Genomic DNA, 15,317 nt, shown 5'->3' on the forward strand with positions numbered 1-15,317 from the left:
ATGCTTCAAAAGTTCAATCCATTCTTTAAAATCATCACCAGGTTCTGCTTCTTCTTTTTTACTTTGTTTGCCTAAATCTTTCTTTTACCGCTGGATGTTTGTAACATTCCGCCACTTAATTGTTTTTTTCTAGCTTTTTGCATAACATTTTTTGAACAGTTTTGTCTTTTATCATATACACTAGGTCTTACATCAATCCATTTTTCCACAAATTAACGATTCATATTGTTTTATCAATTACTTCCAATATCAATCCCCGATTAATTTGATATGAATACAATGAGGTTTTTGTATTGAAGTACACGACCTCCTATTAGTTAACCTCATTATAAGAATATCTTTTTTGCTTGACAACCAATTTATGTAAATCTTTTTCACGATTTTCCATTATAATAAAATTAATAATATTAACAACTAATTAAAAGGATGGATTCAAATGGATTTAAAAGTATTAGAATTGTTTGCAGGCGTAGGCGGCTTCCGAATTGGTTTGGAAAGAGTAAGGGGCTTCCAAGTAGTTATGGCTAATCAATGGGGTCCTTCCAAGAAAAATCAAGACGCATTTAATTGCTATATAAGCCACTTTTGCGATAATGGCCTACATGTTAACAAGGACATTGCTGAAATCGAAGAAAAAGAGGTAAAAGAGATAGATGTAGATTTAATAGCAGGTGGTTTTCCATGTCAGGATTTCTCCGTTGCTCGAAGTCTTTCAAGTGAAAAGGATATAAAAGGTAAAAAAGGGGTCCTTTTTTGGGAAATTATGAGGCTAGTTAGGCAAATCAGACCCAAATACGTTTTGCTTGAAAATGTTGATCGATTATTGAAAATACCCTCTAAACAACTAGGAAGGGATTTCTCAATAATGCTTGCAAGCTTCCGAGACGCAAATTATTCAGTGGAATGGCGAGTGATAAATGCTGCAGAATATGGACAAGCACAAAGCCGACGGAGAATTTATATATTTGCTATCCGAAATGATAATCAATTTATTAAAGAAAGAGGTAATGTGGAAGCTTCACTAATGCTCAGTAAGGAAGGGTTTTTTGCTGATATTTTCCCTGTGTTAAACTGCTCAAACCATAAAAAAAACACCTTTATTTTGCCAACTGATCTTGTGGAGATTTCGCAGTATTTTTCTTCGAGATATTTCAACGCAGGTATAATGAGAAACGGCGTTGTTCACACGGAAAAACTCATATCAATAAAAGAAGAACCACAGAAGTTAGGAAAAATCCTTCAGACAGATGTTGATGAAAAGTATTATTTAGATGAAAACACAATAAAAAAATTCGAATATATAAAGGGGCCGAAAAGGATAGAACGCACGACGGCACATGGTTATAAATACTTTTTTTCCGAAGGAGGAATGGCATTTCCAGATCCCTTAAATAAGCCCGGACGTTCAATATTAAGCAGCGAAGGCAAAATGAATCGTTTTAGCCATATTGTGGAAGACCCTGAAACCAGCAGGTTACGCTTCCTTACTCCAGTGGAGTGTGAACGTCTAAATGGTTTTCCTGACGATTGGACACAAGGAATGTCAGATAGAATGCGTTACTTTTGTATGGGGAACGCTTCAGTCGTTGGGTTGATTGAAAAGATGGGCCAAAAAATCAAAAAGATAAATTGGGAGATGGAAAAAGTGTCGATACATGTTTCAAAACAGATTAATTCAAAAGATTCGGAGTCAACAAAAAAAAGACTTGCTAATGTTATATTTTGTGAAAATTTACCTAGAGAAAATTTAGAATACAATCATAAGGAAAGACAGATTCTTATATATCAGTCAAAACAAAATGAAATATTGTATTTACAATATCCAGGTCAAAAGACAGCCCTTGAAAAAAATCCCACTTTATACGATGTTCGTCCAAAGATAGAACTTAGTAATGGGAATTACTCTCCCGACTTATTATTTAAAAATATTTGGGATGCAATATTTGATATAACGGTTCAAATTAAGGAAAATAGGGAAATATTCTTGGAGTTACTTTCTGTTGAATTTTATAAAATCGCATACATGCAAAGCCATGATTATATAGAAAAAACTTATAAATATAACTTTAGAGATTTAGATATAAAAGGTTCAACACACACCAGTATTTACCAATCAGTAATAAACAAAGAGTTTTATAAATATCAGCCTGACAGACATATTATAAGTCAAATAGAATCCATTTATCCTAATATATTGGATATGTCTTGGGAAGCTTTTTTTGTATATAATGATTTATTAGCTTTCAATGAGGATTGTCATTATTATCATCAATCGGGAGAAAATGCATTCGTCAAAGGAGCTGGGAGAGTCAATAACCTCCTTACTCACATCGGTGTAATCGGTGTGATTCTAGGTAAGATTAAATTTACTAAGTTACTTGATAGAATTGCAAGAATAGGTGTGTATGCACCAAACCAAGAGGAGATAAAGTCTATAATAGGGAAATATTTTAAGAATGATCAACTGACACTTTTTTGAGGGATATTAGGAAAAAATCCCCCTTTTAGTACATTTTTTAGCAATAATCATATTAAACGTTTAATAATTACAACAGTAAACCCAAATTAATTGAATACCAATAATTATCAATTACTTAGAAGAACCCTCTAACTTTGTTAGAGGGTATCTATTTTCATTAAATAGATTTCTCAAATAATAATAATTTTATCATCAATGAGATTTTTCAAAGTATGAATTGATTGAGGAAGAAAGAAGGCTAATGTACGTTGCAATAACAAGGGCTAAAGAGGAGTTATATATTACATCGCCAAGGTTTTTTAGAAACAAGGAATTAGAGGTATCAAGTTTTTTAAAATAGAGACCCTAGTATGCGAAGGAAAATAAAACAGTTCAATCTCCAACGAGTTTGAACTGTTTCTTTATGGATATACACTTCACCATTAATTAAATAAATAACAACATTCCTAGTCAATAGAGTTATGCATTGTGTTATCGAATCTTTTCCAAAATATCTTGTAGAAATATTCAGGAATGACTGCCGTCGAGGTCCTAAAGGTAAAAATTATGTCTTGCAATCGCCTTGCTGTTTCCATATCTACATGATTACCATCTAACAGTGACGAAACTTCTTGTTCTTTTTCCTTTTTATCCTTCACCAAGACTTTATGTTCAATGATTGATTCTAATCCAATTCCAATAATTGGAATGGAAGGTATAAATAATTCAACTACGTATTCATAAAGGGACTTATTTTGAACTAACGCATAAATTGCTTCTCCAAAGAACAATATTGAAATCATTAACAATATAAAGTTGCAGTAAGCTTGCCTTAATCTCCAATCCCAAGACAGATTAGCTCTCTGGCAGTGTATAATGTTCTGTATATGTGAATCCTTATTATAATTCGCATACCAATTTTGAAGCCGTGAACGGGTACCTTTGAAATTAGAGTCCGCCTCTGTAATAATTTCCCGTGTTATTTTACTACCTACAAGTATATTATTCCAAGGTAATCCGAACAATGTTGTATCAAATTCCTCCTGGATTTTTGCCCCTTGTGTGATTGTCGTTTTTTCATAGTTTTTTAATAACAATAATGCAAAAGTCCACAACCCCGCAAGCATGCTTAGATATGGACTCCACTCGTTATTCCAAATAGATGCTGACAAACTGGCGATAATTAAAAACAGCGAGAAATAAGTTCGGTTTGCTCGAACTTTTTTTGCTTTTGTGTAAATATGCCTTTGAGCAGCTAAAAGCTTAATAAACTTATCCGTATTTTGTTCTGCATAAATATTATTCATTTATTCTCCTTATCCATATGAAGGAAAATTGGCCCCAAATACATTTTTCCATTCATTTATTGCATTTTTGTGTTCACCAAGCATTTCATAGATAATTGCACCATTACTGATGGTTGAAAATCTGCTTGCTGCTGCAGAGATTTTATTCTTAGATTCTAAGTCTAAGGTATTTAGGTCACCTTGAATACCTTTAGGGTCCATACAACTTGAATAAACTGCGGTTTTCAAATGATCAAAAAAATCCCTGACGGCTAACTGAGGTGTAGTGATTGGAGTACGCCATTTAAAATAATCCAAAATCATATTTTCTAATAAGTATGAACCCATTTTAGGTGCTAGTGGCCTATTATTCCAGTATTTAAATAATCGAATTATTTTTAATAACTTCCTTCCATGCCACTGGTTTATTTCAGTTGTTCTCAGGGCATCAATCCGAGGATCAGTTTTCTTCCAGTTCCCCTTGCCATCTGGGATAATATAATAGGTCCTCCCATCTGATTCAGGGGTTGTAAAAAAGGCTGGTACTATATCAAAATTCCATTCGTATGATTTCAATTTCAGTGTGACTGCCTCCTGATTGTACCTAATATCAGCCTGAGAGTAATTTGGAACAGAATTTAAGGCACTCTTTATCTTATTTAATACCTTGATAGAATTAAGTTTTTCACCGTCAGACAACAATAACAGATTGCTAGCAGTATTGGGGACATACATTTCAATCCTGTCATGATAAGAGTGATAAGTTGTACCATCCGCAGAAAAAACAACCAAAAGATCAATATCATCCAAAGGTCTAATCTTGGTTTTTCGACTAAATGACCCCATCATTTTTCCGTTTTTCTCTTTATAAAGTCTTGGGAATGATAAATCATTTTGTGGTGCTTTTTCAATTTGTTCAATTAACCAATTGCGACTATCGATTGCCTTTTCAGTCCTATCAGTCGCTAAATCCACGTAGTCTCTAGAAAAAACCTCAAATGCTCTTTGGGTCGTAAGTATTTTTTCAGTTGATTGCAAAACCTTTTCCCCTTCTATTCTATAAAATTGGTACTTTTTTCTATTATATCATTAACAGGTAAAATTCATCAATATTCGACAAAGAATCCATATTTTAGGGTTTTTATTTTATTCCTTATAGAGCCACCGAAAACTAGTGCCAGGCACCTTCCATTTTCTATGAAAGATTACGAAAATGTTATAATGGAAATAGTTAGTGGTAAAGAAAGTGATGTGTTCCTATACTATCTTAAAGGATTCAAAAAGGATTATTTTGTTTTTGGTGATGGTAAATGGGTTGTTATTATTGGAGAGGATGCAATAATGGAGACTTCCTTCCCAATTGATGGTGATTATTTTGAGTATCTTTCAAATAAAAAGGGATATGAATATTTAGGTAAAATTAAGGAGGTGCTTAGATAATGACAATGCACAGAAAAAGTATTAAGATTTATGGAAAATGTGTAGATGATTTTGAGGTAAGTCCCTTTGAATCTGTTGATATGCTGCACAGACGAAGCAGAATAGAGCGGGTGATTCATGAACTTACAAATGATGAAAGAATTAAATTGCTTAGCTTCGATATGCAATTAATTAGAAATGCCAAGAGAATGTCAGAAAATATTGGAGAAGTATATGATTTTTCTTTATCAGAAGAACCACTAATTGAATGGTGGTGGCATTTGGATCAAGTTGCAAATGGTAAAATCGCATTTAATTTAAGCCCCAAAATTGAATCTGATTTGGCCAGCTGATTCGGCTTAAATTGCGGGACTTCAAAGATATGAAGTACCTTACATAATAACATGGGCTGCACAAAATTATTCAGATGTATGGTGAACTAGTTTTTCAACGGGCACAGTATAGGCTATGAGATGACAGGTGCCTCATAGTTAATTTCTCCTTTTTTTAAATAACATGAAGCAAATAACCCCTCTATTAAATTCCGCATCACTTAGTGAAGATGTTTTATCTCATATCATGTTATTCCCCTAAGTATTTCCAAAACAAAAGTTAGGGGTTTCGAAAGAATAGGCTTTAAAAACCAACTACTCGTTTCAGGGCGAGCAGCCATCAAATCCCCACTTCGTTACAAACCCAGGGCGGCTCCAGATGTTTTCGCTGTTTCTTTTTGCCTGACTTTCATCGTCTTTATATAGCTTCAGATATTTATAGGGAGGATTCATGATATATCCCACACGTGCGAGGCCTTCCTGTAACAACGTTTCCTGTATTGATTTTCCGTCGACATAGACATAGGCCAGCAACCGCCCGTAACCATCTCTCGTATTTCCCTTCTCCAATTCCAGTGTTAGTGGGCCGTTCTGTACTAGCTCATTATTCCGTTCAAACGCTTCCTTGGCATAGGGCTGGACACACATGCCCGGCTTTTTCGATTCCGGTGTGTCGATTTACAAATAGCGGACATTTCAATTTTTCCCATTACTCTTACTTTAATGGTATCGCCATCGATTGTTTTCACGAATGTGACGGGGACTTGGCCTTCTGGCAACAATTCTACTTCTGTTTGTCTGTCCCCTTTCTTATGCTGTTGGTTGACACCCGGATTATTCTGTTTCGCCTCTGGAAGATTTACCATGAACAGGACAGCTGCTGTCAGGAGGGCCGTGCCGGCTAGTTGCTTTCGCATAAAGTGGCCCACCTAATCCCTCGTATTCTATTACATATAATCATTTCCATCTCGGTCCTGAGTTTCCTTTCCCCTAATGACTACATGTTTTAAATAGGCTGCGAGTTTTCGGATCATCAATGGATTGCATAACATATGTGATAAGCGAATGATCCTCCACATCTTTTAACTCAGACATCATAGCCTCTTTACCGCCATCCAGCAAAATTAATTTTCCCCAGTTCTTAATGGCAACCTCACTCGTTTCAGGATTGTAGCGAATCAACTCGTACTCCAAACCCAAGCTGTCTAGTAAGGCTTGTACACGCTCAACCGAAACATCCAGTTCAAGAGCGATTAGACTTTTTGAAATTCGATAGATTCCGATACTAGTAGTTTGACTATTCGTTAGCAGGTAGATATAAAAATTCCTCTCTTCTACACTCATCTTTTTAATAATGGGATGATCCCAAATTTCAACATTGATTCCTCTACGATTTCCCATCGTTAACACTTCCCTTTTCATTATTTTTTAAAAAAGCTTCCGGATGCCTTGACACGCATCTACTTGTGCTTAGAGGTTAACGAACGCCCCATATTGCTTGTTAAACTCAAGCTCAACGGTCCCGGTCGGTCCATTGCGGTGTTTTGCCAGGATAATTTCCATCATGTTTTTCTTCGGTGAATCGTTGTTATAATAATCGTCACGGTACAAAAACGCGATCAGGTCGGCATCCTGCTCAATTTGCCCGCTTTCGCGAAGATCCGAGAGAATCGGGTGTTTGTCATGTCTGGTTTCAACTCCCCGACTTAGCTGCGATAGGGCGATGACGGTGACGTTCAGTTCCCTCGCCATAGTTTTGAGTGCCCGGCTGATTTCACTGATTTCTGCCTGGCGGTTTTGATAGTTTTTTCGATTGCCCTCCAGGAGCTGCAAATAGTCAATCACCACGAGCAGCCGCCTTTGCTGTCCGTAGGCTCTGCGCGCTTTGCGGACCTTAGACCTGATATAGGCAATATCCATTCCGGCTCGGTCAAAGATATGCAGCTTAAGTTGTGATAGCTTTCCGATTCCATTGGCGAATTGTTCCCAATCCTCATCCTGGAACGACTGTTGGGGGTTCCGCATTTTGAGACTGTCGATTCGCCCCGTGCACTCGGTCATACGCTTGATCAGCTGTTTCTTGGACATTTCCAGTGAAAAAATCAAGCTCACGTCCTCTTCTGCTGCTTGAAGTGCCAAACTCAGCGCGAATGCCGTCTTCCCCATACTTGGACGTGCCCCGATAATCACCATATCCGAGGCTTGGAATCCGCCTGTCAGCCTGTCCAAGTCATGAAAACCGGAGGGCATTCCTACCATTTCGCCCTGATCCTGCTCGCACTCTACAAATAACTCCACCAATGATGAGGTAATCTCGCCCGTGTCATCGTCCGTCTGATCTTCTTCAATACTAATCAGTTCATCGATTCCGTCCCTTAATGTTGTGTCACTATCCTCACTGGTGGCCTGGACCATTATTTTTTCGCCTGCTGCGATCAACTTTCGTTTTTTGTCGTACTCCTTGACCAGTTTTTCATAGGTATAAAAATTGGCAATACTTGGCACACTACCTGTCAATTGGGCGATGTAGGTCATTCCACCAGCATTTTTAATCCCCTCGATCCCGAGTTCATTCAGTATCGTCACCAAATCTACTGGCATTCCTTTTTCAACTAGGCTGCGAATGCCTGTATAGAGTAGTCGAAGCTCTGGAAAGTATAGCTGTTCCGGGAGAATAGCACACTCTTTTACTAATTCACTGTCGAGGAAAAAGGACCCGACAAATGCTTCTTCCGCTTCTTGATTAAAAGGTTCAAATGGTCTCATCCTGCTGCTCCCTTTCGATGCCCAATAGCTTTCTGATATTAGCCAGTTCTTTTTGCACGACTTCGCTATTTGCCGGCACATAATGACGGGTAAGGATGACCTTAGTTTCATCGAGATTCGGAACAATCCCTGGAACACTGGGCTTTATGTAAAGCTCGGACACTTTCGGCGGAAACGGCGATTGCCGCACATGTTTTAACAAATTCTCCTCCACGTCCACAAACGTAAGGTCTTTTAGCGCATCGTGCCAAAGGTTCACTTTCTCTTGGTCAAAACTAAACTGTTCATAAAACACCGAAATCATTTTCAATAGGGCGAACGTTTCCCGCTTATTCATCTAAATCAAAATCCTCCTCAGTTAGCTCTTTTTTCCAAGACTTTTGGTTGCGATAGGCCTCAAATTTCGAGCCAAATAACGTTTCTGGCCGGAGATATTTGCACATGACCGGATCCTCCAGCCATTCCGCCGCTTTTAAATCAATCACTGCTTTGAAATCCTCCAGGGTAAACCCTTCTCTTGCCCTTGCCCGAATCAGTTCCTTTGTTTTCGGACTGCTCGGTTTGTAGGCTGCATTTGTTTTTTCATTCAGGTAGTGAATGACTTCGGCAACCGGTATTTTCTCTGCTGCTGGTTTTGGTTTTGGTGTTGCTTGCATTGGCATAGATTCGTCACCGTTGTCATCCAACAACTCATATAAGTCGACCTGCAAGTGGTTTGGATCTGTTTCTGTTGCGGTGGTCTCATCCTCTGCCGGTTGAGATTCATCTGAAGGGGTCATTGGCTCGACTTCTGTCAGTTCCTCCAGCTGTTTGTAATCGATGGTATACCACTTGGTCTTATCCATTTTCGACCGATTCCAGTTCCCGGATAGCAGCAATCCTTGTTTTTCCAGCGAGTGAATCGTACGTTTTATTGTGCTTTCAGACCAGAACGGAAGCTGTTCCTGCCAATCTTTATACGTGTTGAATATCCACTTCCGGCCTTCAATGACATGTCTGCTGCCATAAACCCAATAATGGATTTGCTGCAGGATGACAGCTTCGTTCAAGCCAATTTTGACTGCCAGTGATGGGATAATCATCACCGGGTTTTCGTTGATCAATAATTTACTCACCCTATTCCCCTCCTCTTTTTCAATCACCAATGGACTGGTTCGTCGTGCTTGAAGGGTTGACCGATGCATCGGTTCATCCGCTTCACCGTCTATATATCGATTAGGACTTAAAAAGGACAGGGTAGTTCAATAATTTTTTTGTGAGTTTTAATTTTTATTTGTGGATAGGATGATTTTACTTGCGGATAAGCGGGTTTTATTTGCGGTTTCGTATTTATTTGCGGGACAAATATATATTTTTCTCTGTTGTATTCTCAAAGTAATCTATGAGTTATTCTCTGGTATTGCTTGGTTCGGGATGGTTCCACCCATGATGCAGACTTGGTTCATGTAGGGGGCATGTTAAGACAAACACGGCTCAATATATATCCTATCAATGGCCTAAAAATGGGGTCAGTCCCCCAGCACAAGCAAATATTTCTTTCATGCTTTCTTAAGGTATCGTAAACAAAAACAAATGTTCAATCACGCCATCGGTGAATGGGAATATGATTTGTACAAATTAAAGAAAACCTATTATAAGAAGGACTTTACTTGGCCGAGTTATTAATTTCACTTAATAAACCGAAACAACTGCTTCCAATAAAGGGACTGCTGATTCGGTTTTCCCCTCGAAAACGGTGCCTGCCCCGCAAAGCGATCGGATAATCGCTAAACAAAAAAGAACCGGGCTATGCCCGGATTTTTTTTTAACTATTATGATAGCTTGATATTGAATTATTGGATAATTTAATAAATGAAATAGTCGAAATGATTCATCACTTCATGATGCTATAAAAATAAGAATGCAATTGGTGTGGTAATGATTAAACTTAAGACGGTTCTTTGGAACCAAAGGATTACTAGTTGACGAATTGTAATTGGAATGTCTGTTGAAAGTATACACGGGATACTTGCAGAGAAGAACATGATAGATGATACACAAGTGACTGCAATAACAAACTTCGTTACGATGGCAGATTTAACGACTAATAGTGCTGGCAGGAACATTTCTGTAATTCCAATTGCTGAAGCTTTTCCAACTAGCAACGGATCTGGAAGCTGAAGTAAAGCTGTTATTGGGTAAAAAATGTATCCTAAATAATCGAAAATTGGAGTGTATTCTGCAAGGAGTAAGCCAATTAAACCAACTGATAAGATCGATGGCAAAATGCCCATCGTCATTACCATTCCATCACGTAAGTTATCCCAAATATTTTTCCCAAAACTCGGTGCATTTTCTGCTGCATTCATTGCATTTTCCCAAGCTTTTTGTAAATAATTTCCCTTTACAGTCTCTTCTGGATTGCCTTTTTGGCAATTATAATAATCATCACTCATCTTACTGATTGGTCTTATTCTTACAGATATTGCAGTAACAGCAAATGTAACCAGCAATGTTACCCAAAAATAGAAATTCCACATCTCCATAAGCCCCAGTGTCTTAGCAACCACAATCATAAACGAAACAGTGACAGTAGAAAATCCCGTAGCAATAATGGCAGCCTCTTTTATGGTGTAATTTCCTTTTTTAAATTCTCGATTCGTAATTAATAATCCTACTGCAAAACTGGCAACGAATGATGCCAGTGCATCGACGGCGGAGCGACCTGGAGTTTTCCAAATTGGTCTCATAATTTTTTGACATATTACTCCCATAAAATCGAGAAGACCATACCCTACTAATAAAGCCAAAAATACCCCGCCTAAAGGAACCATGATCCCAACTGGAACAACTAACAAGTCAAAGAGAAAAGGGCCAATATTTGGATTCATCAGCCAGCTTGGACCTACTTTTAAGTAGATGATTAATCCAACGACAAATCCTAAAACTTTAAGAATTGAGAATACAATATTAAAAGTGTTTTGGTTCCATGTTTTTGTTACAAATGGATAGATTGCTCCCCCTAAAATGACAAGCAACGCGTAGATAGGTGTAACGGAAGGGAAAGTAGTATTTAGCCATGTAACAATATGATCAAGCGGTATAGAGGAGGTACCATTTAACGTAATTGGAATAAAAAACACAAAAATACCAATTGAACTAAAAAATAAGAACTTCAAAACATTTGAAATACTGTACACTTTTTGTCTCTGAATTTCAGAACTTGTTTCTACATTAGTAGATTGTGGATTCGGCATAATAGTATAATCTCCTCCATTAAGCATAAATAGTGTTTAAAAATAAATCGAAACCTATATGCTACTTGACAAAAGGTGAACTTAGAGAGAAGAGACTAGGAAATGTCCGATTTAATCCGAGTGCCGAAATTAGCCTCATCATTCATTTGCAACCTTTCAAGAGTATTCTATGACTAACTAGTTAATTAATCTTCAACTAGCTTCCTTTGTGTCATTAAACATTTCGTCCCTCAAGGCCAGCCAACTCTTCTTTTGTAGCAGCTGGTGCCTTCATTTCAAATATATTGTTGATAACTGTATAATCATAATACCCAAGGCGGGCAATGGGTTTTATTTTCAATATATCAAGTTTCCCACTAGGAAGAATGATGTCATCAGCGATATGCACATGAGCTACTCGTCCGATAACAATATCAACTGTTGAAACCTCATTACCAGTTGGTATTCTAATTGTCTGAATATACTCACATTCGAATTGAACCGGTGACTCAGCAACACGTGAAACAGGAGCCTCAATGCAGCTTTTCTTCGTTACACCCGCAGCCACAAATTCATCAACGTCTGCCGTAGACGCCTTTGCGGAAATATTTACTGCTTCGCGCAAATCCCAAGTAGCCATGTTCCATACAAACCAACCAGTTTCCTCAGCGTTTCGAACCGTATCCTTTCTTCCTCCTAATACTGATTGATTTGCTGCAAACATTACCATAGGTGGATCCCAGGTAAGATTTTGATATTGGCTGTAAGGTGCAAGGTTATCTACTCCATCTTTAGACCTGGTTGAAAGCCATCCGATAGGGCGTGGTATCGTACTACTTTTAAAGGGGTCATATGGTAAGCCATGATGCTGACCTTTCTTTGGTGAATAATGCAAGTGAATTCCTCCCAAATGTTTTTTTCTCAGCAACTGAGTTTGTTAATTATTGCAACGACACTCAAGGAAAAGCGTTTTTCCATAGGCTTATTAGGTACTGCTTGTGAATTTCTGTTAGTGCTGCTGATGTAGTAATCACCCCCTAAATCGTTATTAAATTTAATTATTTTATTAGTTTTTATGGTAATGAAAAAAGAAAGGAATATCCATAGAGAATATTCCGAATTTTAGTGATATTTATTGTTTTCTTGAAATGTTTCGTATCCCTTTTTCGTAAAAACTGAATTATTTTAAGATATCTGCACAATTTTCCGTTTTCCATGTCCTCGGAGAGGCCCCGGTAACCGTTTTAAAAACACGGCTAAAATAATTGGGATCCACATAACCGACAGATTCCGCCACTTCAGAAACAGTCATGGCCGTTGATTTTAAATATGCTTTTGCCTTTTCAATCCTTTTTGCTTGAAGATATTCCGTAAATGTACAGCCCATTTGTTGTTTAAATAAAGAACTGAAATATTGACCGCTTCTGCCTGCCCATCCAGATACCTCTTCTAATGAAAGGGGTTTATGGTAGTTTTGTTCGATGTATTGAATTGCTTTAGCCATTATTTGGGAGCTGTATAGGGATTCCTCTTTTTCAACTTGGTCAAATAGTAAAGAGCAAAGACGAATCATCTTTTGGATAATATCGAATAAAACCTCGCCGTATAAAATTTCCTGAAAGATTTCCTGATATTCCTGGTCATTCCTTAACAAATATGGTTTTTCTCTCATAAATCTGCGGATAGGGGCAACAGCATTCGTCAATTTGGTCCGGACTAAATCGGAATGTGGATAGCTGCCATTTTCATCGGGAAAACCGCCAAAAAGCTTATAAAACCATGTTTTGATTCCATCCCTGTTTTTTTCTATTAAGTAATTTAGTAATTCATCATTCTCCGTTGGCGTCAAAAAAGGATCATATTGTTCATTCAAATTTTTCGTCATGGAGGGGAACACCTGGTTTCCGCCAAAATAAAAGCGGCGCAGCAAGGCTTGTCTTGCTTCAAAATAGGATTTATAAAGAAGTTTTGGAGTATCATATTGATTTCCAATTCCGGCCGAAATGGAAAGATTATTTCTTTGTTTCATCCGTTCACAAAATACCTTCAAAATCTGCCACAGGGAATGGATGGGATGGTTCCCTTTTGGAAGATATTCCTCACTAACCAGAAGGATGATCTGTTCATCGACTGACAATACAAAGGGCCGATACTCCTGCAGTTCATCATGAATCAAATGAATCAATGTAATTGGTTCAAATTCCTTTTTATTTTGTTGGTCCAAAGCCAATACGGCCACTATGCTGGGCACTTGATCGTATCCCCAATTTTGAACCTGTTCGTTCATAAATGCTTCATTGATGACTCTTCCAAATAGAAGATCATAAGCCCAACCGTGATATAAAGAGGTTTCTCCTTCTTTTTTCGGAATATTTCTATGGTTTCGGATCATTTGTTTCAATGCCTTCAGCCATTCTTCCGCAACATATGGTTTCACAAATAATGCTTCTGCTTTCATTTTTACCGCTTGTTCAGCTGCTTGAAACGTTTTATGGCTTGTGTGCATGACCGTTTGAATCCTCAGATTCCTGACCATTCGGAATAAATGTTCCCGCTGATTTGGCTGAAACATCTCAAGTTCCATGACAAAAATATCTGGTTTCCATTCCATCAGCAATGTCATGCATTCCTCTTCATTGCTGGCTTCTTTTAATTCATCAATTGGCACTTGATTGGTTAAAAGCAGCCACTTCAATCCTTTTCTTTCAAGCTCATCCCGTTCCGCTATTAATATTTTCATATATAAACCACCTGTTATTGCATTTTTCACCTTATTTTTTATTCAATTATTTTTAAATTAAAACCTGCTTAAAAATTTTTCATCTCTTTCATCCAAATTTTTGTTAAAAAACAACTCTTAACTTCAATTTTTGGACAGGTTCGCTTAATATAATTTACTATCATTATATCAGAATGTTATGATAACTCTACGTCAAGAACATACGTTTTATTAACTTTCTCTTCCCTTAATAATACAAATTGGCTCAAAAAGGTGTACCACTTTTGGCACACCTTCATAATCAGAGTTCATATTCACGTTTATTTAAGAAAATTATTAACATCATTAACTGTAAAAATTCTTTTACATCCTTCTTTAAACGCTGGGGCACCACCGTTTGCGGGATGCCTAATAGGAATATTTTCAATTTCATGTTGATTTAGGGTATTTGTAGAATGGTTTCCGATAGCTATTACTTTAATATTTTTGGGACATAGATTTAAAAGTCTTTTTAAATAATAAACCCCTAATTTTAGCTCATTAGGTTCTGGGGTTCGGTTACTTAATAAACCAACTGCCGGATCATAAGGATGGAAAGGAAAGATATTCCACAAAATAATTTCAAAGGGATCAACATTATTCTCTAGGATAGTATTCCAAACAATTGTTGCTGTCGGTTCACTCGCACCCTTTTTTTTCCAAATCTTCTTAAATCGCAGGTACTGTAAATTAGGATTGCTAGTCCTTCTACCAACTTTACCATGAAAAATATGCTGATAATCTACTTCTGAATGGTTTCCTGTGATCATTATTTCTGAAGTCATTGGAATTCCTGAAAAATGACCACCTTGAAATCCTAATGCTTCTGCAACAAAAATATAGCGAGCGTTTGATATCCTTGGCTCAAGAAAGCGCTGAAGATGATTTATCCTTAACATTGGTGCATCAGGTCCAATGTCTAGTTGTGTAGAATAATCGTTCCATGGATTAAATACTGCTTGGTCTGAATAATATGACATTAGTTCATCAATAAATTTCAACATCACAATATCTCCTTTTGGTTCTTACAACCTGTATTCCTCCCTAATTCCCATCATTACTATATTACTAGTTTTTCTGCAT

At 37.3% G+C, this 15,317-nt stretch carries 14 protein-coding genes and 2 pseudogenes; 4 read left to right on the forward strand and 12 right to left on the reverse strand.

The genetic code is table 11. From position 1 onward, the window contains the following. Positions 1–436: 436 nt before the first annotated feature. Together dcm and ACZ5B7_RS17050 are read left to right on the forward strand one after the other, a co-directional pair. Positions 437–1,648 (forward strand): annotated as a pseudogene (dcm, locus tag ACZ5B7_RS17045) (DNA (cytosine-5-)-methyltransferase); the annotation flags it as partial. Positions 1,649–2,693: 1,045 nt separating this feature from the next. Next, a pseudogene (locus ACZ5B7_RS17050) lies at positions 2,694–2,819 on the forward strand (3'-5' exonuclease); the annotation flags it as partial. Between the two features lie 106 nt (positions 2,820–2,925). Here the strand turns inward: ACZ5B7_RS17050 and ACZ5B7_RS17055 are convergent. Further along, positions 2,926–3,765: an S-4TM family putative pore-forming effector gene (locus ACZ5B7_RS17055; protein WP_464490247.1), complete on the reverse strand. Its 840-nt coding sequence runs from the start codon at positions 3,763–3,765 to the stop codon at positions 2,926–2,928. Positions 3,766–3,774: 9 nt separating this feature from the next. After that, entirely contained in the window at positions 3,775–4,782 is a 1,008-nt protein-coding gene (locus ACZ5B7_RS17060) for a hypothetical protein (protein ID WP_464490248.1), read from the reverse strand. Between the two features lie 159 nt (positions 4,783–4,941). On the opposite strand from ACZ5B7_RS17060, the gene ACZ5B7_RS17065 reads away from it, so the two are divergent. After that, positions 4,942–5,184, forward strand: a complete 243-nt coding sequence (locus ACZ5B7_RS17065) for a hypothetical protein (RefSeq protein ID WP_464490249.1) — start codon at positions 4,942–4,944, stop codon at positions 5,182–5,184. Then, entirely contained in the window at positions 5,184–5,516 is a 333-nt protein-coding gene (locus ACZ5B7_RS17070) for a hypothetical protein (protein ID WP_464490250.1), read from the forward strand. The genes ACZ5B7_RS17065 and ACZ5B7_RS17070 overlap by 1 nt, the downstream gene beginning before the upstream one ends. A 303-nt stretch (positions 5,517–5,819) precedes the next feature. On the opposite strand, the gene ACZ5B7_RS17075 is transcribed toward ACZ5B7_RS17070, so the two are convergent. The 10 genes from ACZ5B7_RS17075 to ACZ5B7_RS17120 all read right to left on the reverse strand — a co-directional run bounded on the left by ACZ5B7_RS17075 (position 5,820) and on the right by ACZ5B7_RS17120 (position 15,238). Beyond that, positions 5,820–6,143, reverse strand: a complete 324-nt coding sequence (locus ACZ5B7_RS17075) for a thermonuclease family protein (protein WP_464490251.1) — start codon at positions 6,141–6,143, stop codon at positions 5,820–5,822. Then, positions 6,092–6,412, reverse strand: coding sequence for a hypothetical protein (locus ACZ5B7_RS17080; RefSeq protein ID WP_464490252.1), 321 nt, complete (start codon positions 6,410–6,412; stop codon positions 6,092–6,094). Before ACZ5B7_RS17080 ends, ACZ5B7_RS17075 begins: the two co-directional genes overlap by 52 nt. 73 nt (positions 6,413–6,485) lie before the next feature. Next, entirely contained in the window at positions 6,486–6,896 is a 411-nt protein-coding gene (locus ACZ5B7_RS17085) for a hypothetical protein (protein WP_464490253.1), read from the reverse strand. Between the two features lie 69 nt (positions 6,897–6,965). Next, on the reverse strand, positions 6,966–8,261 hold the full coding sequence (dnaB, locus tag ACZ5B7_RS17090; protein ID WP_464490254.1) for a replicative DNA helicase: 1,296 nt from the start codon (positions 8,259–8,261) through the stop codon (positions 6,966–6,968). Beyond that, complete coding sequence (locus ACZ5B7_RS17095) at positions 8,248–8,598, reverse strand: hypothetical protein (protein ID WP_464490255.1); 351 nt, start codon at positions 8,596–8,598, stop codon at positions 8,248–8,250. Before ACZ5B7_RS17095 ends, dnaB begins: the two co-directional genes overlap by 14 nt. After that, a complete protein-coding gene (locus ACZ5B7_RS17100; RefSeq protein WP_464490256.1) occupies positions 8,591–9,376 on the reverse strand; it encodes a conserved phage C-terminal domain-containing protein in 786 nt (261 codons plus the stop codon). Before ACZ5B7_RS17100 ends, ACZ5B7_RS17095 begins: the two co-directional genes overlap by 8 nt. 771 nt (positions 9,377–10,147) lie before the next feature. Next, positions 10,148–11,497 (reverse strand): YjiH family protein, encoded by a 1,350-nt coding sequence (locus ACZ5B7_RS17105; protein WP_464490257.1) that lies wholly within the window; start codon positions 11,495–11,497, stop codon positions 10,148–10,150. A 214-nt stretch (positions 11,498–11,711) separates the two neighbouring features. Beyond that, complete coding sequence (locus ACZ5B7_RS17110) at positions 11,712–12,371, reverse strand: flavin reductase family protein (RefSeq protein WP_378582135.1); 660 nt, start codon at positions 12,369–12,371, stop codon at positions 11,712–11,714. 285 nt (positions 12,372–12,656) lie between these two features. Continuing rightward, positions 12,657–14,216 carry a helix-turn-helix domain-containing protein gene (locus ACZ5B7_RS17115; protein ID WP_464490258.1) on the reverse strand — a complete coding sequence of 520 codons (1,560 nt, stop codon included), beginning with the start codon at positions 14,214–14,216 and terminating at the stop codon, positions 12,657–12,659. Positions 14,217–14,515: 299 nt separating this feature from the next. Beyond that, positions 14,516–15,238, reverse strand: coding sequence for a uracil-DNA glycosylase (locus ACZ5B7_RS17120; RefSeq protein WP_464490259.1), 723 nt, complete (start codon positions 15,236–15,238; stop codon positions 14,516–14,518). Positions 15,239–15,317: the final 79 nt, after the last annotated feature.

The sequence above is a fragment of the Neobacillus sp. S1115 genome, from assembly GCF_055385565.1.